19 protein-coding genes and 2 pseudogenes are annotated in these 22,150 nt (G+C 45.1%); 18 read left to right on the top strand and 3 right to left on the bottom strand.

All coding sequences use genetic code 11. From position 1 onward, the window contains the following. The first annotated feature begins 13 nt into the window (after nucleotides 1-13). From MKX46_RS21450 to MKX46_RS21525, 16 genes and pseudogenes are all read left to right on the top strand, one after another. A complete protein-coding gene (locus MKX46_RS21450) occupies nucleotides 14-1,918 on the top strand; it encodes a hypothetical protein (protein WP_340931560.1) in 1,905 nt (634 codons plus the stop codon). A 39-nt stretch (nucleotides 1,919-1,957) separates the two neighbouring features. After that, nucleotides 1,958-2,596, top strand: coding sequence for a LysM peptidoglycan-binding domain-containing protein (locus MKX46_RS21455; RefSeq protein WP_254329439.1), 639 nt, complete (start codon nucleotides 1,958-1,960; stop codon nucleotides 2,594-2,596). After that, entirely contained in the window at nucleotides 2,593-3,573 is a 981-nt protein-coding gene (locus tag MKX46_RS21460; protein ID WP_340931561.1) for an XkdQ/YqbQ family protein, read from the top strand. The genes MKX46_RS21455 and MKX46_RS21460 overlap by 4 nt, the downstream gene beginning before the upstream one ends. Continuing rightward, the gene (locus tag MKX46_RS21465; RefSeq protein ID WP_165176500.1) at nucleotides 3,566-3,973 is read left to right on the top strand and encodes a hypothetical protein; all 408 of its coding nucleotides are present in this window, start codon (nucleotides 3,566-3,568) and stop codon (nucleotides 3,971-3,973) included. The genes MKX46_RS21460 and MKX46_RS21465 overlap by 8 nt, the downstream gene beginning before the upstream one ends. Next, a complete protein-coding gene (locus MKX46_RS21470) occupies nucleotides 3,966-4,430 on the top strand; it encodes a DUF2634 domain-containing protein (RefSeq protein WP_340931565.1) in 465 nt (154 codons plus the stop codon). Before MKX46_RS21465 ends, MKX46_RS21470 begins: the two co-directional genes overlap by 8 nt. Next, a complete protein-coding gene (locus MKX46_RS21475; protein ID WP_029516166.1) occupies nucleotides 4,430-5,581 on the top strand; it encodes a baseplate J/gp47 family protein in 1,152 nt (383 codons plus the stop codon). The genes MKX46_RS21470 and MKX46_RS21475 overlap by 1 nt, the downstream gene beginning before the upstream one ends. Beyond that, on the top strand, nucleotides 5,574-6,248 hold the full coding sequence (locus MKX46_RS21480; protein WP_029516167.1) for a YmfQ family protein: 675 nt from the start codon (nucleotides 5,574-5,576) through the stop codon (nucleotides 6,246-6,248). Before MKX46_RS21475 ends, MKX46_RS21480 begins: the two co-directional genes overlap by 8 nt. A gap of 1 nt (nucleotide 6,249) precedes the next feature. Continuing rightward, nucleotides 6,250-8,820: a hypothetical protein gene (locus tag MKX46_RS21485; protein ID WP_341071766.1), complete on the top strand. Its 2,571-nt coding sequence runs from the start codon at nucleotides 6,250-6,252 to the stop codon at nucleotides 8,818-8,820. 12 nt (nucleotides 8,821-8,832) lie between these two features. Continuing rightward, nucleotides 8,833-9,453: a hypothetical protein gene (locus tag MKX46_RS21490; protein ID WP_340931570.1), complete on the top strand. Its 621-nt coding sequence runs from the start codon at nucleotides 8,833-8,835 to the stop codon at nucleotides 9,451-9,453. Between the two features lie 48 nt (nucleotides 9,454-9,501). Next, nucleotides 9,502-9,768, top strand: coding sequence for a hypothetical protein (locus tag MKX46_RS21495; protein ID WP_340931572.1), 267 nt, complete (start codon nucleotides 9,502-9,504; stop codon nucleotides 9,766-9,768). 86 nt (nucleotides 9,769-9,854) lie between these two features. Then, entirely contained in the window at nucleotides 9,855-10,301 is a 447-nt protein-coding gene (locus MKX46_RS21500) for a phage holin family protein (RefSeq protein ID WP_039269501.1), read from the top strand. Between the two features lie 153 nt (nucleotides 10,302-10,454). Further along, entirely contained in the window at nucleotides 10,455-11,420 is a 966-nt protein-coding gene (locus tag MKX46_RS21505) for a glycoside hydrolase family 25 protein (RefSeq protein WP_341071767.1), read from the top strand. 754 nt (nucleotides 11,421-12,174) lie between these two features. Further along, nucleotides 12,175-13,830 (top strand): ABC transporter substrate-binding protein, encoded by a 1,656-nt coding sequence (locus MKX46_RS21510; RefSeq protein ID WP_341071768.1) that lies wholly within the window; start codon nucleotides 12,175-12,177, stop codon nucleotides 13,828-13,830. A 29-nt stretch (nucleotides 13,831-13,859) separates the two neighbouring features. After that, the gene (locus tag MKX46_RS21515) at nucleotides 13,860-14,864 is read left to right on the top strand and encodes an ABC transporter permease (RefSeq protein ID WP_318626986.1); all 1,005 of its coding nucleotides are present in this window, start codon (nucleotides 13,860-13,862) and stop codon (nucleotides 14,862-14,864) included. A gap of 35 nt (nucleotides 14,865-14,899) precedes the next feature. Continuing rightward, a complete protein-coding gene (gene nikC / locus MKX46_RS21520) occupies nucleotides 14,900-15,811 on the top strand; it encodes a nickel transporter permease (RefSeq protein ID WP_103048940.1) in 912 nt (303 codons plus the stop codon). 152 nt (nucleotides 15,812-15,963) lie between these two features. Further along, nucleotides 15,964-16,340: pseudogene (locus tag MKX46_RS21525) on the top strand (transposase); the annotation flags it as partial. A gap of 157 nt (nucleotides 16,341-16,497) precedes the next feature. Here MKX46_RS21525 and MKX46_RS21530 read toward each other — a convergent pair. The 3 genes and pseudogenes from MKX46_RS21530 to MKX46_RS21540 form a co-directional block, all read right to left on the bottom strand. Further along, entirely contained in the window at nucleotides 16,498-18,216 is a 1,719-nt protein-coding gene (locus MKX46_RS21530; protein ID WP_340931581.1) for an ABC transporter ATP-binding protein, read from the bottom strand. Further along, the gene (locus MKX46_RS21535; protein ID WP_029516178.1) at nucleotides 18,216-18,779 is read right to left on the bottom strand and encodes a GNAT family N-acetyltransferase; all 564 of its coding nucleotides are present in this window, start codon (nucleotides 18,777-18,779) and stop codon (nucleotides 18,216-18,218) included. The genes MKX46_RS21530 and MKX46_RS21535 overlap by 1 nt, the downstream gene beginning before the upstream one ends. Before the next feature lie 18 nt (nucleotides 18,780-18,797). Then, a pseudogene (locus MKX46_RS21540) lies at nucleotides 18,798-19,115 on the bottom strand (DedA family protein); the annotation flags it as partial. 303 nt (nucleotides 19,116-19,418) lie between these two features. On the opposite strand from MKX46_RS21540, the gene MKX46_RS21545 reads away from it, so the two are divergent. Next, a complete protein-coding gene (locus tag MKX46_RS21545) occupies nucleotides 19,419-20,261 on the top strand; it encodes a MerR family transcriptional regulator (protein ID WP_029516179.1) in 843 nt (280 codons plus the stop codon). Between the two features lie 433 nt (nucleotides 20,262-20,694). Continuing rightward, nucleotides 20,695-22,110, top strand: a complete 1,416-nt coding sequence (locus MKX46_RS21550; RefSeq protein ID WP_341071769.1) for a deoxyguanosinetriphosphate triphosphohydrolase family protein — start codon at nucleotides 20,695-20,697, stop codon at nucleotides 22,108-22,110. Nucleotides 22,111-22,150: the final 40 nt, after the last annotated feature.

Raw genomic sequence — 22,150 nt, forward strand, 5'->3', positions numbered from 1 at the left:
AGGAGGTGAGTAAATGGCAGGATCAAGTAACTATAGAGTTAATATTGTTACAGATGTAGAGGATTTGATAATTACAAACCGGGAACTTAAAGCAACAAGTCGCTATATTGAGCAGATACAACGGCTTTCTGATCGCTTAGGACGTGCCCGTTATCAGAGCTTGATTAAGCTGAATACGGAACTTAAGTATATGCATAGGCATCTTGGGAATATTTACAGCCTAGCTGTTCGTCTTAGCCGGCTACGCATTAGGCCAAAAGTCTTTCTGATTGATAAGGCGACTCCAGTCCTCGAAGCGCTTATCAGAAAGCTAAAAAGTCTTAAGGATGCCTATATTGTTGCACGTGCAAAAACGGGCATTGATCAAGACGATACAAATAAGAAGAAAGCTAAGGGTGGCAACCGGGGAAATAATTTAAATGTTTCAAATATTGTGAACAAGTCTATCAGTGTTACTGCAAATTTAGAAATAAAGGATCCTAAATTTGACTTTAACTTTAATTATGATATCAAGGTAAAACCACCTAGATTGAATATTAGAGTCGCAGCTCCAAAATATGCGCCTAAGATCAACGTAAAAACAGGTCCTATTCGAGTTTCTCCAAAAATTAAGGTGATCTGTAATTGTTGTTGCTGTGGGAAAAAAGGAAAAAGTAAAAGAAGCATTGCTGAACAAGATGGACCTGATGGTAAAAACAAAAAGAAAAATAAGAACAACAAAAAAAGCCCTGGCAAAAAACGAGGACTTCCTAAGCTGTGGGAAAAAGCAAAACGTTTATTTAACCCAAAACCTAGCTCTAAGCCGGGAGTCCCAGGAGGACGACCAACTCCGCATGGAGGTAAGGGGAAGTTTGGAAAGATATTTGATTTCGGTAAAAAAATACTTGGTGAAAATCCAGGAAATATGCTTAAAAAGATAGGTAAGGGAGCAATGAAGGGGGGCAAGAAGCTGCTTGGCCCAATTAGCATAGTATTAGATATTGTAGACATTGCTACAGCGTCGCCGGAAGAACGTCCGGCTGCTATTACATCAGCGCTTTTAGGAAGTGGCTTTATTACTGCTGGGGCAGCTATTGGTACAGCGATTGCTCCAGGTATAGGTACTGTAATTGGTGGTCTTATTGGTGCAATTGTAGGCGCTGTAGTAGATAGTTTAGCAGGTGAATGGTTAGCTCAAAAGTTCTCTGAAATGAGTGATTGGGCCGGAGAAAAAGCTACTTCTGCAATGGACTGGGTTGGAGAAAAAGCTATTGGTGCAAAGGATTGGATTGGCGAGAAAGCAAGTGTTGCGAAGGATTGGGTTGGTGAAAAAGCTTCCCAAGCTACAGATTGGATGAGTAATAAAGCATCTGATGTCAGTAATTGGTTTTCTAGTCAAACAGAAAGTTTGAAAAGTGACTTCTCTAATTTGTTTGGTTATTCAAATGAACCTGAAAAATCACAACCTGTTGTTTCTGTAAATAAGGCCTCGCAATCTTATAATCCCGCTTCAACTGCACCGGGAGCGTCATTAGCTCTGTCAAGATTCCCTTCGGTTGATCCGGGGCTTCCATTACCATCTTTTATTCAGGATGCCCAAAACCGTTCCAAGGTGATTCAGGGTATGGGGCCAGGTGGTTCACAAATTCCTACGGCGAAAGGAGGAAAACCAGCTCCACAGCTCGTGCAAATAACGGATGAACAAATGAGTAGCCTTTCAGGCTTTCTCAAGGATTTCAAGACAGAAACGAACAACCAAATCAGTGTAACGTTGCCTCCTGGAGCAGTACAGGTAACGGTTCAAGAAGATTCTATTGATTTCGACACGATGGCACTTCAAGTAGGACACCGGATTGTAAATGAGGTACGACAGGCAATTATTAATAGAGGTGGAGGGGACAATAGTTCCCTTAAAAAGGATAAAGCTGTACTAGTCTAACGTAAATCTATCACAGCAGAAAGGAGGGAGGCTATGGGTATAGACTTTTTTCTGATTAATGGTCAAAGCGTGTTTCAATTCCCAGTTAATCCCGAAGAGGTGAATATTTCACGGCAAAAAGGGTATGAAACAGTTACGATGCTTACACATGGGGAATTTGATTTTCCACAAGGAGAAAAGGTGAAAGAAATCACCTTTTCTTCTTTTTTTCCCAAGGTGTACGATGCATCCTATTGTCGTTATAAAAATATCCCAGATCCTAACGAAGCGATGAACAGGTTAAATGCAATGTTAAAAGCAGAGAAGCCGTACCAATTTATTATTACGAATACACTAATTAATGTTCCTGTTTTTATCATTGCTCATAATACGACCTTTCGTGGAGGCGAGGCAGGAGATATATATTTTGAAATTACTTTGCGTACATGGAGGGAACCTAAAATAGTGTTGCGAAAAGGGAATTCTCCTCAAAAAGTAAACTCTAGTAACCTTCCACGCACGAATCTTAAAACTAAATCTAAGACGTACACTGTCAAAACTGGGGATTCGCTTTCTAAAATTGCAAAGTTGGAGTTGGGGGACAGTTCCAAATGGAAAAGTATATATCAAGTGAATTCAAAGATCATAGGCAACAATCCGAATAGGATTAAAGCGGGTCAAAAGCTGGTGATGCCATGAGTTACCAAGTAATACTTCAAGATCGATATGATCTTACCTCCCTAGTTGAGAAAATAACTTTAAAAGATGCTCTTAATCAAATTGCATATCAGGCCAGCATACGTGTAGCTGCTTCAAATGTTATGCCCACGATTACTCCGGGAATGTCTATTCGTGTCAGTGGAATTCCATTTGGAAAAAATGTAAAGGTACCACTTCTCCACCCTGCTGTTGTATGGGAAGTAGAGAGCTCTAACAGCGGTACAAAACGTTTCTCTCTGGTGGTATATGATCGGACGATTTATCTGGATAAATCCGAGGATGAATATTTATTTCCCAAAGGACAGACAGCTACGCAGCGGTTGCGTAAATACGCGAAGGATTGGGAGTTTCAGATCACCTCAATACCTGATACGAAAGTGCGATTAGGAAAAGGTATTTATCGTGCCCAGACCCTATATTCCATGATGCTTGCTGATTTGAAAGAGACAGCAAAATTGGGCGGAGATTTGTACCAGTTACGCATGACAAGTGCTGGATTGGAGCTATTTAAAATCGGTAGCAATCCTTCCCCCTATGTGTTAGACCGATTTATTGATCTTACGCAGTTGCGGACACTTGAGGGAGCCGTAACTAAGGTCAAAGTAATGACAGCTAATGAGAACGTAGGAAGCGGACAAGAGGTACCGTCTAAGGTGCTGGCTGTAGCAGAAGGGGATACTAAAGCGCTAGGTACTTTGCAAAAACTGGTGGAAGATGATCAAGTGAAAGCAGCTGGCGGAGCCAGTAAGCTTGCTAAAAGTCATCTAACTGGAATCCAGGAAACTTTTACAGTTAATTTACCAGATATTAATACCATACGTGCCGGTGAAGCTGTGATGTTACAAGGATTAAAGCTGATTGTTACTTCAGTCAGTCGGGATTTGGGGAGCCCGGGGAATATGACTTTAGAGCTCGCTTCCTTCGATATGGTTAAAAGGAGGTATTTTCTTGAGTAAAGATCCCTATGGTGCATTTGTAAGTGTAATGCAGTCGTCTATGGCGGGACACACTCGGCAAGCGTTGAGTGGAGTAGGCGCGGTACTAGGCACGATCACCTCCACGGGACTCAAGCTGGACGATTTTAAACATGAGCTTCAGGATTATCTGGTCGCGGAGCTGCCGGGACTGCTATCTGTACCACGCCATATGTACAAAGGTACCTCAACCGCAGTGGAATCAGAAAATTGGGAAGGTAAAGAGCTGAAAACTTCCTTTTATATCGGGGAAGACGAGCTGGAGGATGTGAATCTCAGTTTGAACGAAGGACTCAAGCCTGGAGATCGTGTACTGGCGGTTCGGGTGAATAGCGGCAATGATGTGGTGGTCGTGTGCAAGGTGGTGAGTGGACGTGGCTAATTTATTTCCCGAAACAGATGATATGATCTGGACAGACAGGGATATGACCGACCCGGATATACTGGAGGATAACCGTGCAGTATTTGGGCGAAGCTGGAGGTTTGATTTTGAAGCCGGTGAGTTTGTTATGAGCCCTAGTCGTAAAATCGTGACTACAGGGGAGAAGGAAGCGTGGGTACAGTGGTGTGAAAAAGCGATTCGCACTCCTCGCTACCGGCATGTGATCTATTCACCTGACTATGGGAGTGAGCTGGAGGAGCTCATTGGCAGCAGCTATGGGCACGGTGTGCAGGAAAGTGAAATTAAACGCATGGTCACAGAGGTGCTACTAGCAGATGCACGTACGGCTAGTGTGGATCAGTTCACGTTTCGCTGGGAAGGCGAGGCGTGCCATTTTAGCTGCCAGATTACGAACGTGCGGGATGAAACGGAAATTGTGGAAAGTGTGGTGATCTAATGGCAGACTTGCCGGAATATTTGGTAGACCAGACGGAAGAGGAAATTTTAAATCGAATGCTGGAAAAAGTGCCTTCGGATATTGATAAGTCCGAGGGCTCTTTTATTTGGGATGCGCAGGCGCCGGTGGCATTCATGCTCTCGGAAGCGGCGATCTGGGCGCAGGAGCTGCTGCGTCGGGGCTTTGCCAGCACAGCAGCCAGCGACAACCCGGATTTTCGTTCGCCGGAGCTGGATTTGCGGACAGCAGAGCATGGGGTGACACGGCGAGAAGCGGTTGCGGCCTCAGGTATGGTTACGTTCACGGGCACAGCGGGAACGACTGTCCCGGCGGGGACCTTGGTGGCGACCCCGGCAGATGATGTATCCGGGGAAGCTTCTATTGAGTATGCGACCACGGCTTCGGTCACGCTGGATGAACAAGGTGCCGGGGAAGCGGCTATTCGGGCGGTCAACCCCGGGCGCAGCGGTAATGTACCTGCGGGCGTCATCCAGGTGATGGCCACTCCGATTAGCGGGGTTGCCTCTGTGATCAATACGGAGCAAACCAAAAGCGGTACAGACGTTGAGAGCGACCAGCTGTTGCTGGAGCGTTTTTATGCCAAGGTGCGGAACCAGGGCACAAGCGGCAACAAGGCGCAGTATACTCAGTGGGCGAATGAGATTGCTGGAGTGGGTGGCGTGGAAGTAGTTCCGCTCTGGAAAGGACCGGGAACAGTGGGGTTATATGTGCTGGATACGGATAAACGCGCAGCCAGCCCAGATATCGTCGCTGCGGTGCAGAAGTACATCGATCCGACGCAGGATGGACAAGGAGAAGGACTGGCGCCAGCGGGCCCTGTGGTGACGATCATGCCAGCAGCAGAAGTGGAGATTAACATCTCAGTCAAGGTACAGCGTACCAAAGAGAAGCCGTCCACACTGGATGAAATCAAAAAGCTCATCGAGAGCGGTGTGCGGACGTATTTGAAGCAGCTTGCCTTTTACAAGGAAGACCCGTTGGTACGGTATACCCGGATTTCTGCTGTTTTGCTCGATATTCCGATTATTATTGATTTCTCTGAACTGAAAATCAATGGACAGAGCAATCAGAATATTGAGATTGGCTCAGGCCAGGTAGCCGTGCTGGGGACGGTGAGCGTCAGTGAGTAACAATGGAACGAACAGTTTTGGCGATTTATTGAATAACCCAGACCAGGGAAAACATGCAAACCGTAGTGGCACTTTGGTTAATCGAGTAACGATAGCGGAAGATACAGTGGGCCAAATGAGCAGCGAGCGAGGACGTGAGCTGCTTTCCTATTTGCCTTCCTATTACGAAACCTCACGCGTGATGCGTTCCGATATGGATGCTAAAGGAAGCGAATTGGACGCCTTGTATCTTGCAATGGATGCAACGGTGGGACAGTTTTTTGTACGTACCGCCACATGGGGGTTGGAACGCTGGGAAATGGAGTTGGGGATTGAAACCGATCTGGCGAAGCCATTGGACCAACGGCGTGCGGTGGTGGAGTCGAAGCTGCGAGGGGCAGGAACTTTTTCCGGTCGGCTTGTCAAAAATGTAGCAGAGGCGTATGACGGAGGTACGGTAGATGTTATTTTTCACCCTGCCGAATGGGGATTTACGGTCAAATTTATAGATACCATCGGGATTCCGCCCAACGTGGAGGACCTGAAAGCAACCATTGAGGAGATCAAGCCCGCCCACATGGCAGTGGAGTATAAATTACGCTACCTGACCATTGCCGAAGTGGAGTCTATGACCCTCTATGAAAATGAACATACAACACAGGATAGATATTTAGGAGGTGGCGCATAACATGGCAAGCGAAAAAACACCGAATCTTGGTTTAAATCAAATTGACCGCACATCGCCCAAAACCACATATTTTGATCTGGAGAAGTATTTGGATGAAAACTGGCGCTCTGTAGATGAATTTGCGGGTGACGTGAATGACGGTGTAAATGAGATCAAGAAGCGTCTGGATACGACAGAGCGTAAGGCGGTAACTCTCGAACCCGGGGTGCAAATACTTAACGCTGTTAAGGCGGCACCATTTTCTTTGTCCGGAATAAAGGGACGAATGCTGGTTAACCTGCTTGGGCGCGTAGGCTCAGGTGACCAAATCGGTAGCCTTTTAGGTTGGGAAGCCGATCTTGCAGTTGATACATCTAATAAGGTGCAGGGTATGGGATCAATCAAGGTCACTGCAAAGAACGCCACCGGCGTGTATAACGTGTACAGTAGCGGATTAAAGCTTACTGGCGGAAGATACTATATCGCCCTGGCTGATGTTAAAAACATCAACGCTTCAAACAATATTTATGTAAACTTTTCTACGGGTGGTAATAAGGCGCTCAAGCAATCCATAGATAAGAGTCAATTTGTAACGATCTATACAAAATGTGCACCGGCAAACGATACTGCTATAAACTTGGAAGTATCAGCGATTTCCACAGCAACGGGTCAGGCTTTTTATACAGACGCGATTCGTCTCTATGAGGTTAACGCTTCCGAATATGCTGCCTTAGATAGCATGACTGCTGAACAGGTAGCTGCCAAATATCCATATGTAGACAGCGTAATGCCTGTACGTAATCCATATGTGATACGGTATGGGGAGAATTTGGCCCCTCATTCTTTTTATTCATGGAACGCTAAGGTTGGAACACCCGTTATTAAAGATGATCGAAGTGTTGTTGTTTCTTCTTCCAATATAATGATATCTTCCATCTACCCATTAGTTTCTGGTCAGAGTTACACTATTTCTGCTCAGTCGAGTGGGTCAACGGGTAGAATTCATGTAAATACACAAAACGAGACTGCAGTTGTCGGTAATGTAACAGGTATCGGACTTATCTCTTACACCTTCACAGTTCCGGTAGGCACTAATGGTGTAGTAATCCGCTTGTTGGGCACATCCACTGATGAAATAACGTTTTCCAATATCATGCTTAACATTGGCAGCACAGCAAAACCATTCATGCCGCGCGAGGATTCCATGTTGGCTCTGCAAACAGACCTGTATGCCGATCCAGTTACTGGCGCAAATGCCGATACGGTGTTTGAAAAAGATGGGCAATATTTTAAAGTGAAAAGATTCGAAAGCATCCTGTTAGATGGCGGTAAAATCACTAAAGTGAATAACATAGGGTCTGGAACGGGTTTCAAAACCCTCTATCCTGTAGTATCCGATGTAAATTATGCATTTGTCGGCAATGGCACGGGGGTAAAATTTGATGGAAAAATACTGTCGTGGGGCGGGCAAGACACTACAGCCGACAGATGGGCCATAGACGCGACCGCTTCCAATTTTGCTGTTTCTGTCCCTGTTGCAGACAGTGGATGGGCAGACAGCTACACACCGACATTAGACGACATCAAAGCCTACTTCTATGGCTACAAAGCCTATGATGCTAATACCATCACTCCTGCAAATGCTCAAGCCATGACTACGGCTACATGGTCGGGTACAGGTACTAAGTATTGGGCGCAACGTGTCGGTGCAGCTAATTTCACGCAATCTGCACCGCAACAGTCGTATGCAGGGTACACGCCGTACCAACTTGTATACCAACTCGCAACACCTGCTGTGGAGCCGATTGTATCCGAGGGCCAACTTTCGTTTAACGAGGGTGATAATCAGGTCGAAGTAGGTACGGGTATTGTATTGCGTGAATCGGCTGACGTGTACACGGAAACTATAACTCAATATGGTAATCGAATGAACATAAATAACTCCAACTTTTCCGCTCGCTTGCTTAAAAATAGAACCACTCAAATGCTAGCGGTGTATAAAAACGGTGCTTTAGATATGAAGTGGTCTAAAAGCACCGGAATGGTTACAAGCGCGGGCGCTTTGGCTCAACTTCTATATGCATCGGACGCAGATAGAGCAGCGGCTTACAGCGTCACGTACCTGATGCTTGACCCATCGCCAGTCGTACCGTTCACAGGCTCCTATGCAGCCAACGAGAAAACGCTTTTAGCTGACTTGGTGGAGAGTGTGCAACAGGCTAATACGCGACTGTCCGTGGTAGAGAACAAGAAGGCTGACAAAGATAGTCCTGCATGGATATCACCGACGTTGCTTAATGGGTGGGCTACGAGTAGACCCGTAGGAATAATGAAGGATAGTAACGGGTTCGTCCATATCAGGGGGCTAATCGCGAATGGTTTGACAAACGGAGGGTTAGCACTGTTTACTCTGCCGCAAGGTTACAGACCTATCAGTATACAAGGCCCTGTTTCTTATGGCTATGGACCTAGCGGGCCTGTTTTTGTACCGTTTGATATTTTTCCAGATGGAAGAGTTTGTTTTGGTGGTGGAGGGGCAAAAGATAGCACTACGGTGAGCGTTCTTTTCCCGCCATTCATAGCAGAGCAATAAGGAGGTCATACCATGAAAGCAGTACCTAAAGTAAATACAAACGGCCTCTATCTGGAGGACGAGTTGGTGGACGATGCCTTTTCGGGTGTCGTCCCTTTTTATACTCCATCTTCGCCCACGCTATCTGATACAAACCAGCAACTAGACACCCATTGGCTTGCTGACAGTAGCTCTAGCACCATAGATGCAACCAATTCAGAAAGCATCCCTGCTGGTTTTACAGTAGGAATTCCAGTACCACCCGGTCTATACCAACCTCATTTTGATATCCAAGGCTGGCTGGCCTATGAAGCGGAATATAGTCAAAAGGTGATAGAAGCACAGGACGCGTATGAGCAGTTGAACAAGGAAGCTCAGACAGTATTTCAGAAGCTGCATGATGAATGGCAAAACAAGCTGGAAAACGAACGCGGGGATGAACCTGTATATTTTGCTCAGACATTCACGGCTCCAGAACGAAGAGACCCAACGACATTCTGGAGTGAAGGATTGAGTGAGGAAGCGATTAAGGAACTGACACAAAAGGCAGAGCAACAGCCGAGTGAGACAGATCAATTGAAGCAACGTATTGCAGATCTCGAAGTGACACTGACCCAGCTCATGCTTGGTAACGCGGAAAATAAGGTGTACTGACAATTATTCGTAATAGAAAAATTTATAAAAAGAGGTGAAGTTATAGTTATGGCCGCTTTATCAGAGGCTCAAATGCGTATTTGTGCTCATGCTTGCATCACTCGCTATGAGCGGGGTGAGGGCGATATAGCAACGATCATGGGAAGCTACGCTTTAAATGAAGAACAGCGTGAACAAGTAATGAAGATTATTTTATCCAAGAGTTCTGATCTGGTAACGGGCAACGTAGATAATTCATCATTAACCGCTGCTCTGAATGGACAGGAAGAAACGGTTAAATGGTATAACTCTATTTTCCGTAAGAAAACAGTATAGAGAACAAAACAAAAAAATTGTTTAAATGCCCTTGGATCAGTCCAAGGGCATTCACTTTACACCTTGGTTCAAAAGGGGGAACAAATATGCATGAAAAGATCGATCAGATTTGGCTGGGGCTTTCCACGGGGACCTTGATCGGTTATTTTTTCGGGGGGTGGACCACTATGTTGACGTTGCTGTGGTGGATGGTCGTGATCGACTTTTTCACCGGATGGGCAGCGGCCTGGATTAATGGGGAGCTAAAAAGCCGCCAGGGGTATTACGGTATTTTTCGCAAGGTTACCGTGTTTTTGCTCATTACGGTAGCTCACCTAATCGACGGTATTCTCGGGGATGCACATTACTTCCGGGATGCCGTCGTTTTCTTTTATTTAGCGAACGAGCTGTTGTCCATTATTGAAAATGTGGGCAGAATGGGAGTGCCGATGCCGGATATTTTACGGAATGCGGTAGCTATTTTTGAGTCCAAGTCAAGTGGAGAAAAAATAAAGTCAACCGACCCTTCCGACAAAGAGAATAAAGTTTCATAAAGTGCCACCAGTGACCACCACCCAAATAGGCTGACTACCTTTTTGCCCTTTTTTCGGTGTAAAAGTGGAAAAGCCCAGACCGTATGGATGGTCCAAGCATATATAACAGAGACAGAGTGCTACAACATTATAATGACAGGGAGGGAGCGCCTTATGCAAAGTCGTAGCCCTAATGCTACCGAAGGCATTGACGTGTCCCGATATCAGGGAACGATTGATTGGAAGCGTGTACGAGCCGATGGTAAATCGTTTGCCTTTATTAAAGCGAGTCAAGGACAGCGTTACGTCGATCCGACATTTATCACGAATGCAAAAGGGATCAAGGCAGCCAGGCTCTTACTGGGAGCGTACCATTTTGTAGATGCGACCGATGTAAATGCAGCAAAAGCAGAAGCCAGGCATTTCGCCGAGGTGTTGGAGCAGGTGGGTGGGGCGAAAGCGCTGGACTTGCCAGCGGTGATGGATTACGAAAATAATCCGGGAGGGCTTAGCTCGGCCACGATTCATGAGGTTGCGTTGGCATTTGTAACGGAATTTGAACGGGTAAGCGGCTGTAAGCCGATGGTATACACAGGGAATGCTTTTGCTGCCCATTTCAAAGCGCCATTGGGCAGTTATAAGCTGTGGATTGCACGTTATAGTACACGGGTGCCCGGCGACACCACAGCATGGAAGAACTGGGACTTTTGGCAATACAGCGATAGTGGACGGGTTGATGGAATTCAAGGGCCGGTTGACCTGAATGTATACGCCGGAACAGAGGCCGAGCTACGCCAAGCATTTGCAGGAGAAGAGGGGGATGAGTCAATGACAGCAGAGGAAAAAGCGGCATTTAAGGCCCTGCAGCAGCAGGTCGCCGCTCTTGAAAACAGCAAAGATGTGCTCAAGCAGACGTTGAATGAACAAAGCGCTTATATTAAAAAAGTGGATCAGCGGGTAGCTGAGCTGGAGGCGCATCAGACTATGCCTGTACCGACCTGGGCGAAGGAAGCAATGGCTGCCGCTGTTGCATTTCATCCAGCAAGCCCGATTGTGGATGCGAAACTGCCAAGCAGTTACGATTTTTATCGCTTACTGGTCGTACTGAACCGTCTGGGTGTGTTTAAAACGACCAAATGATCTTTTATAAATTTTATGCGAAAAAGGGATTATTTTCATGAAAACTAATCCATACGCCTGAAACGTAAATAGACAGGCGGTTCAAAGGCAACCGCCTGCACTTATTGTAAAGTGATGTTCTTCATGATTTCTACATAAGCTGAACTAGAACGTTTTAAAAGTGTGAATCATTGGGTGGAAATGCAGCATGTCTACCAGCCAAATCAAGCGGTAAAAGCTCTTGTATGTTTGTTTATTTCAGAACATACCTGGGAATTAGGATATTAAGGATGTAGGTTTGGTGCTGAATACATTTTTGAGGTAAGATCATGCTCCTGCTTGGAGGTTAAAGACCCCCAGCAGGAATATATGTTTGGTATGATCGTGTAAGTTGGTTTGTAATATTAATTGACATGATGTATAAAAACATATCGTAATGTATGAAAAACCCCCTTGTCGTCTTCCAGATTTTATAGTAAAGTATCCAATAATCAACTTTGTTTGAGCATAATATTCACTGTTTGTGAGTATATGTCACACTTTCACCACGACCTGACATACTCCTCTTTCTCTTTATCACATCACATTTATTTATTACCCTACAGCATCTCTTACACCACTAGATTATGAACACTTCTGTCCTACTACACCTATTTGATGAACTCGGAACCTGGGATTACAGCTTGAGGACAAGCTTGTCATGTCAATTCAAGAATTGACATTCATCCGGTATCAACGAATTAACAATATATAAGGTGTGAAAGGGGTTTGCTGCATGAGCAAAAAGTATGCAAAACACAAAATCTGGACCGTTCTGCTGGTGCTTGCGCTAGGAGCTGTTTTGGCGCTTTCCGGTTGTGGGGGATCAGGTGAAGGAGCAAAGCCAGAGGCAGGGAAAACACCAAGCGGAGCAGGAGAGGGCGTGCAGGACACGCTTATTTATGGACGCGGCGGAGATTCCGTGGCGCTAGATCCTGCCATTGTGACTGAAAGCGAGTCGCTAAAAATTGGAATGCAAGTGTTCGACACACTGCTGGAATATAAGGAAAACACAACGGAGATCCAACCGGGGCTTGCAGAGAGCTGGGAAGTATCACCGGATGGGCTGGTCTATACGTTCAAGCTGCGTCAGGGTGTAAAATTCCATGATGGAAGTGACTTTAACGCTGAAGCGGTTGTGTTTAACTTTGACCGCTGGGCTGATCCAAAAAGTCCATACAAATTTGAAGGTGACTCGTTTGACTATTATGATTCTATGTTCGGTCCTGAAGGAAGTAGGGTGATTAAGGAGGTTAAAGCGGTAGATGCGAACAGTGTCCAGTTTACACTGAACAAGCCGCAGGCGCCGTTTTTACAAAATATCGCTATGCCATCCTTTAGTATTGCAAGTCCCAAGGCAATTCAGGAGAAAAAGGCTGATTTCAAGAGTAATCCGGTCGGCACGGGGCCTTTTGTATTTAAGGAATGGAAACGGAACGATACCATCACGCTGGAGAAGAATCCAAACTATTGGAAAGAGGGCCAGCCGAAGTTGGCAAAGATCATTGTTCGTTCCATACCCGACAATACCGCGCGATTTAATGCTCTGCAAAATGGAGAAATTGACCTGATGGAGGATTTGAATCCGGATGATGCAAAGCAGCTAGACGGTAATAGCGAATTGGTGAAAATTGAACGTCCCTCCTTTAATGTGGCGTACATTGGATTTAATTTAAAGAAAAAAACATTCAATAATCCCAAGGTGCGCCAGGCGCTGAATCACGCAGTGAACAAGCAGGCCATTATTGATGCATTGTTTGCAGGGCAGGCTAAGCCTGCGGTCAATCCGATGCCACCTACGTTATGGGGATACAACGATAGTATTCAGGACTACGCCTATGATCTGGATAAGGCTAAATCTTTACTGGCGGAAGCGGGCTTTCCTAACGGGCTTCCCGAGCCGTTAACCTTCTATGCAATGCCCGTATCTCGTCCTTACATGCCTGACGGCAAAAAGGTGGCAGAGGCCATTCAAGCCGAATTTGAAAAAATAGGCGTCAAAGTCAACATCCAATCTCCAGAATGGGCTACGTATCTGGATGATCTTAAAGCAGGAGAGAAGGATGATCTGTACATGTTGGGATGGAACGGGGACAATGGTGACCCGGATAATTTCCTTTATACATTGCTGGACAAGGATACGATTCCAGGCAATAACCGTAGTTTTTATGTGAATGAGGAACTCCACAAAGTATTGGTGAAGGCGCAGGTTGAGGTCGATCAGGACAAGCGTGGGGAACTGTATAAACAAGCACAAGTGATTATTAAACAGGATGCACCGTGGATTCCCTTGGTTCACAGCACACCGTTGATGGCAGGTAAAGCGAACCTCAAGGGTTTTGTACCTTCTCCGGCAGGTATGGAAGCGTACGGAAATATTTATTTTGAATAGCCCAAACGCAAGCAGGCGGTGAATAGGATATGAACTCATATATTGTAAAAAGACTGGCCATATTGATTCCTGTATTACTAGGCATGACGCTTATCGTATTTTCGATTATTCATGCTATTCCGGGTGATCCGGCGGAAACCATACTAGGAGATAAAGCTACGGAACAGTCCAAGCAGGCGCTACGTGAGCAATTGGGACTGGATAAGCCGTGGTTTCAGCAATATGGAACCTATTTGAGTGAACTGGCACATGGAGACTTGGGTGATTCCATTCGCACCAGACAGCCGATTGCCCGGGAAATGCTTCCTTATCTGGCGGCTACGCTGGAGTTGACAGTAGCGAGCATGTTTTTTGCCATAGTAGTTGGAATGAACGCTGGCATCGTGAGTGCCTGGAAGCGAAATTCCTGGTTTGACTATGTCAGCATGGTCATTGCCCTGGTCGGAGTATCGATGCCCATTTTTTGGCTGGGCTTGATGGAGCAGTGGATTTTTGCAAATAAGCTGCATTGGCTCCCTTCCATCGGACGCATGAATTCCCGTGATCCTGTGGAAGCTGTGACACATTTAGCTGTTATTGATGCGCTCATAGGTGGACGTATGGATCAGGTGTGGACCGTTATCAAGCATTTGATCCTACCCAGTATCGCACTGGGAACGATTCCAATGGCGGTCATTGCGCGCATTACCCGTTCCAGTATGCTGGAGGTTATGGATGCGGACTATATCCGTACGGCTCGGGCGAAGGGGCTGGCATCTTTTCAAGTCGTGTACAAACATGCGCTTAAAAATGCTGCGATCCCTGTGCTTACTGTCATCGGTCTTCAGACGGGATCACTACTGGGAGGCGCGGTACTGACAGAAACCATTTTTGCCTGGCCCGGCATCGGGCGGTACATTTTTGAAGCGATCAGTTCGCGTGACTATCCGGTTATTCAAAGCGGAATTCTGATCATAGCGTTTCTGTTCGTCATCATTAATCTGATTGTCGATTTGTTGTACGCGGTTCTCGACCGGCGTATCCGTTATCAGTAATCAAGTCGTCAATTGTTCAAGGGGGAGCTTGTCCGATGTCACAATTTTCAATGGAACCCAACAACATACCTACGACACGCAGTACATTGGCGCATTTGCCTGTTGTGACTGGCCCTTGGAGGGACGCGTGGAGGGCATTCCGTCACAATAAAATGGCGTTCGTCGGCCTGAGCATTATTATCTTCTTTGTCATCATTGCTTTGATCGCGCCGTGGATTGCTCCTTTTGACTATAAAGAGCAAAATTTGGTGAGCCGTTTGCAGCCTCCTTCTGCGGAGCATTGGTTCGGTACGGATGATCTCGGTCGAGATTTACTGACTCGCACGCTGTATGGAGCCAGAATCTCGTTGTGGGTCGGTTTCTTGTCTGTTATTGGTTCAATGATTGTAGGAACCGCCTTAGGTTTAATCGCAGGATTTTACGGAAAATGGGCAGATATGGCCATCTCGCGGCTATTCGACATTTTACTGGCATTTCCGGGGATTTTGCTGGCCATTGCTATTGTGGCCATTCTAGGGCCTTCATTGGAAAATGCGTTGTACGCCATTGCCATTGTCAATGTGCCAACGTATGGAAGGTTAGTTCGCTCTAAGGTGCTGAGTGTCAAAACAGAGGAGTATATCACTTCTGCTAGAGCGCTTGGAGCCAATAATACACGAATCATCCTCCGTTATATTTTGCCTAACAGCCTGACACCGATCATCGTACAGGGAACGTTGGGGATCGGAACGGCCATCATTGAAGCAGCAGCGCTTGGATTTCTGGGCTTGGGTGCACAACCCCCTGAGCCAGAGTGGGGTAAAATGTTGTCCGATTCACGGCAATATATCCAGAACGCGCCGTGGACAGTTATTTTTCCGGGGATATCTATCATGCTGACCGTATTGGGCTTTAACCTGATGGGTGATGGGTTGCGGGATGTATTGGACCCGAGGGCGAAGCGTTAGAGCAAAAGTGGTGAGGGATATAAAGTTGAGTAAAAAGGTGTTCTCTGGCCTGTAGCAAATGGCTGGGGGACACCTTTTTACATGAGCATTTTGCATAATTTCGTTTTTGAAAATTAGGCATCAGTATCTTAAGCCTGAGCGAACAGCATGGGAAAACCGTTCAGTCTACGCTATTGCCACGGGCAAGGACTTACCTAAAAGCCCACCATCGCTTACTCAATCCGCCTGCGGAATCGCTGGTAGAGGAGAGCCGTACCCGACTGGAGACGCTACTAACCTTCTCCCCGCTGCTTCGCAGCGTATGGGAATGGAAGGAAGCAATGACTGCTCGCCTAACTTTAGTGCTGCCAAACTGGGATTTGAGCGTTGGTGTGAGCAAGGCGAAAAGATGGACCACCCTGCTGTTTGTAGCACCTTAAAAACGATGCGCAATTGGAACATAGAAATCGTAAACTACCATCAATGTCGGTGGACAAACGCAACGGTAGAAGGTCGTCACAATCGCATTAAGGCCTTTCAGCGTCGCCATGTTGTCATTTAGAGGCTGATTGAATATGTAAAATTGTTAATATTTAGGAAGTGGAATTTTGTTCTGTCCCACTTCCATTTCATTAGTTATTTTAATGTCTTTACTTTCAAAGAGAACACGAAAGTAACTTACTAGAAACCTTTTTGCATCCTATAGTCTAATCTTCAGTCAAACGACCATTATGCCAAAGTTGTTGATAATACGGATGTGTTTTTTGTAATGCTTCATGTGTGCCTTGACCTGACAGGCGTCCTTCTTCAAAGACAAGGATTTGGTCTGCACTTGTAATCGTGGATAATCGATGGGCGATGATGATCGTCATCCGGTTTTTCGTTAACGCTTGAAGGGCAAGCTGCACTTCACGCTCTGATTCGTTATCTAAGTTCGATGTCGCCTCATCAAGTAATAAGATTCTCGGACTTCGTAAAATCGCACGAGCAATCGCAATACGCTGTTTTTGACCACCTGAAAGCTTAATACCTCCTTCACCAACCTCTGTATCGAGGCGTTTGTCCAGCTGCATGACAAAATCATAGGCATAGGCTGCTTTTAATGCGGCAAGTACCTCTTGTTCGCTTGCTCCATTCGTCCCGTACATGACGTTGTCACGAATCGTTCCATTTAATAACGGTGCATTTTGACTTACATAGCCAAACAGCCCACGCCACTCTGTTAAGTTAAATTGCTCAATGTTTTCGTTACCATACAGTATCGCACCTGATGTCGCGTCATAAAATCGTTCAATAAGGGAGAACATCGTCGTTTTCCCACCACCACTTCGGCTGACAAAGGCGGTCGTTTCATTCGGTTCTAACGTAAATGTCATGTCATTTAATACATACTTTTCATTATATTTAAACGATACGTTTTGGAAGTGGATAGGTAGTGGTGTAGCAGATACTGGTTTCCCGTCTTGTACTTCACGCTTCACATTGAGTGCTTCAACAATACGCTCTGTCGCACCAAGTGTTTTTTGTAAATTGGTAAAGAACGTCGCCATTTGTGTAAATGGCATAATAATTTGCACTAAATAAATCATAATGGCAACAAGCTCGCCTGAAGTGATTGCTCCTGTTGCTACCTGTGAGCCGCCATAGCCGAAAATCGCAATCAATACGACCATCATGAGTAGCGTCATCAGTGGTGAAAGAATCGCAACAATCTTCGCTTCCTTTAAACCGTACTTGTACAGCTGCTGAATTTGCTTTTTACCGCCTGCTAGCTCCTGCTGCTCCGTTTGCGACGCTTTCACAAGACGAATATTCGATAAAATACGTCCTAATCGTCCGCCAAAGCCTGCTAGCTCATCCTGATTTTCTACTGAGATGGCATACATTTTTTCGCCTAATGGATACGTCACAAAAATTGTCAGTGGCACAGCAATCAGGAGTAGCAATGTCATTTTCCAGTCAATCCATAGTAAAACAACAACGGCACCGAGGATCGCAAATAGTCCTGACACAAAGGACACGAGCTGCTCGGTCACAAACTCCTTCACGACATTTGTATCCTGCGTAATGCGGCTCATCGTTTCGCCTGATTCATGCGCATCATAATACGATAAACGTAAATGTAGCATATGTTCCCATACTTCTGTCCTTAAATTCGCGACAACCTTTTCACCTAAACGGCGCATCAGATAAAACGCAATGGCACTTAACATCGCTTGCACAATTAAAATCGCAATGACTGGCAAGAGTGATGTTACGGCAAAACCCGCATCTGAAATTTGATTAATGAGCTTCATCGTTAACAGGGGGGCAGCAAGCCCAGCTGCAACCTCCACTAAACTAATGAAAAATAAAAAGACTAATTGCCCCTTCGCCATTTGACTGCGATTCATCAATGCCCAAAGCTGTGAGACCTTTCCTTGCATTACGCTTCACTGCTTTCTTTTGTCATGACCTTTTCAAAACGGAAAAACTCATAATCTGCATCAGATTCAGGCTCTTCTCCTTCAATACTCGGTCCTGGATTGCCTCGGTGATAAAACTCCACAATTTTAAAGCCACATTTATTCACATAAAAATGGATGTTCCGCTTTTCAAAATACGGTGTATGTAGCTCCCAAACCTTCGTCTTTGGGAAAGCTGCTTCTATCGCTTCCCATGCCTTTGTACCAAGACCTTTGCCGTGTGCATTAGCCTTTGTATACAAGAAGTCCACTTCGTTTCGCTGTGTGTCGGGATTAATTTTTAATACGATGCCACCGATTCTTTCGCCATTTAGTACAATTTGACGCACAACCGAATCTTTTGCAGTAAGTGAATGCTCGAAATCCTCATCGGATGGGATTGGTCCCATTTCTGTTGGATCCTCTGCTTCTTGAAAACTATCTTGTAACCCTTTCATAAATGCCTCTTGTAATTCTTCCTTAAATATTGCTAGCTCTTCCTGCGGTACAGGGGCTATCGTAATTTGTTCATTTTGTTTTGTCATCTCTAAAACACCTTTCTCTTAAACTGAGTAAAATATTCGTCCGATTGTTAAAAATAGTAGACTCCAAAGTAAAGCACTCACCCCAGCATATAGCATGTACGATTTTAGAGGCATATGCGAAATGCCACAAAAGTACCCCGTAACATGGCGCATGCCAGGAACAAAATAGCTGACGATAATGGCCGGGGATCCGTATTTTTGAATCCAGCGTTCTGCCTTATTACGCCATTTCAGTGAGAAACCAAACCATTTACCAGGCCAAATTAGTAGTGGACTACCGATTCTTTTGCCTATTTCATAACTAACAAGCATGCCTATCAATGACCCACTAAAAACAGCTAAGAAAGAAAAACTCTAATGTAACAGCCCGATTTTCGTGAAATAGCCAACAAATAATAGTACCATCACTTCATCGGGAATCGGAAGGCTAAATAACTCGAGGGCAAGCACAATAAAAACCGCTGCGTACCCGTAGTTTTCAATTAATTGATCAATATACCCCATGGCACTCTTCCTCATCAACCTAAGTGCGTTCAACACCTTAGTAATTGCTTGTCTCATTTATGTTTTCGTGTTATGTTCGCAAGGAATAGTGTAAGGTATGGAGTAACTCCAGAGTAAAGAAAGAAGTGAAAAGAGATGAAAAATACATTCGAAAAAACATATTTGACAGGCGAATTTGCCAAGTTACTTGAAATCAATAAAGATACATTGCTTTATTACGATAAAATCGATTTATTTAAGCCTGCAGGCACCTTTGATAATGGCTATCGCTACTACACATTTGAGCAGTTCGATCAATTTGTAGCGATTCAATCGCTTCGTGCAGTTGAGGTACCGATTAAAGAACTCAAAACGTATTTTGACGCGCCTAACGTACAAGCGTTACAACAATTAGCAATGGAACAGCAAGAAAAAGCGGCAATGGAAATTCAAAAGTTACAAGATATTCAGTTTTTCCTAGAACGAACGGTTGCCCTGACAAAAGAGATGGAAGAAGTATCATTTGGAGAAGTATTGATGAAGCAATTACCAGCCGAACCTGTTGTGTATAGCGACGAGAAAATAGATTGGTCGTCGTTATCAATGGGGGAACTTTACGAGCAAACTACGCCATTTTTAAAAAAGCTTGGGATTAAAAGTACAGCCGCATACGGTACTGTGTATACAAAAGAAGATTTTTTAAATAAGAAGTTTGAAGGCGTAAGCTACCTATTTTGTCGCCTAGATGACCCGTCAGCAAGAATGAAACCAGCTGGACACTACGCGGTCATTTATCATCAAGGACCTTATGATGAAATCTCACAGACTGAGACTTATAATACGCTACTCGCTTATTTAGAACAGGAGAAGTTAGCGTTAGATGGTGATATTTATGAGGAATATTTACTGCACTCGATTGCAGCAAAAGAGGAAAAAGATTATATTACAAAAATTAGTGTGAAAGTAAAAACGCGTGAGGTGAGTTATCAACCTCTTTAAAGCTTGTTATACTTTACGTCTATCTTGCTAGATAGGCGTTTTTAATTTTTCAAAATCTCTCTCAACAACAAGCCTGATAATTAGGTACAATTAAAATGATAGCATTAGGGGGCAATTCAACAGGTCTTAGTTAATAAATAATCTTCAACAATCGAGCGCGTTTATGAAGTAACGCTGTAGAAAATAATCAAACTCAAAACCATTAAATATAAAGTCTAGTTTTATTTTATTATACTATTTACCCTATTATTAAGTTTTTTTGGACTTGTTTTTTTATTACTCATCGTCTGACCACTGGCTTGGCTTGATAGGCGATAATGCGCTAGGTGGGATAGTTTGATGCTTACATATACAACTGAAAGTCATGTGAGCTTTCATGAAGCGCGAAAAAAATGTATAATCACTCCAATTGAGTACGTAGGGAGTGGGATTTATGACATGGCAGGACAAGAGAGAGCATCGGCAATTTGCGGAACAGACACGAAGCGACGCTTCACGGGCCGCATATGAACGGGATTACTCCCGTTTGATTCATTCACCGACTTTCCGTCGGTTGCAGGGTAAATCACAGGTATTTGGTGCAGGCACGGGCGATTATTATCGCACACGACTGACGCATTCCTTGGAGGTAGCGCAAATTGCGCGTGAAGCATCCCGAAGCTTGCTGCGCCGCTATCCTGAAGTAGAGCTGGAACAGGCAGGTAACGCAGGACTGATCATTGACCCTGAAGTGGTAGAATGTGCTTCCATCGCACATGACTTTGGGCATCCCCCGTTCGGGCACAAGGGAGAAGAAGTACTGGACGGGATTTTGGATCAACTGATTGAAACAAAGGTAGAAAAGATATCCTCTGCCGGAGGCTTCACACTGGAGTCCAAGCGTGGACAGGAGGCCTATGCGCGTGAGCGACGAATTTATGAGCATTTTGAAGGGAATGCGCACAATTTCCGGCTGATTATGTTTTTGGAGAAGCGTGAGAACGTGGATGGTTTGAATTTGTCGGATGCTGTGTTACTGGGGATCAACAAATACCCGTACCCAGGGATTCTGAACAAAAAAGGGTTGTATCTGCATGAGTGGGAATATATACGTTCCATCCGCGAGGATTGGGGTATCCCTGATGGTAAAAAAACGCTGGAAGCCCAGCTTATGGACCTGTGCGACGATATCGCTTATTCTGCGCATGATTTGGAGGATGGGATTAAGGCTGGAAAAATCGAGGTACACGAGCACTTCTTGTATGATCCGTATTTAATTCGTCTGATTACGGAGAAAATCACCACGTTGGAGGATAGCTTCTGGCAAGGCTGGCAACTGGCTCAGATTGAGCAGAAGGTAGCGGCTGTGCTGAGTGAATTTTTGAAGGTGTGGAATGGCAAGATGCCGATGTGTGAACACGATTATTCCCGGACCCGCCGTGAAGTGAAGGCATACTGGGTCAGTCTGTTTGTCAGCAGCTTGGGTGTCATTGATGATGGAAATTGGAAAAAAGTGACCTTTGTACGGGATGGAAACGAAGATTTGGATATGCTGCGCACGGTGAGTGTATTGAAAAGCTTTGCTTGGGTTACGATGATCCGCGATCTGCGCGTACAGCGACTGCAAAAACGGAGTGAGTGGATGCTCAAACGACTTTGGTTGGCTTTTCTGGACCCGGAAACATCCAAATCTATTATTCCAAGCGACTGGCTCCAGCGCTATGAGCGCGACCAAGCCAAGACGAAGCCGATCTGGACATGGGAGCATATGGTCATAGACTATATTGCAGGCATGACCGATGCTTTTGCTGAAAAAATCTATAATGAGTTATACGGCCTGAAGGTGGGTTCCATTTATGATCTGGATTAACCTTTAAATTCCCCCTATATAGTAGAAGAAACTGGTTTAT

It is taken from the genome of Paenibacillus sp. FSL P4-0113 (genome assembly GCF_038009305.1).
GTDB classification, from domain to species: Bacteria; Bacillota; Bacilli; order Paenibacillales; family Paenibacillaceae; genus Paenibacillus; species Paenibacillus polymyxa_D.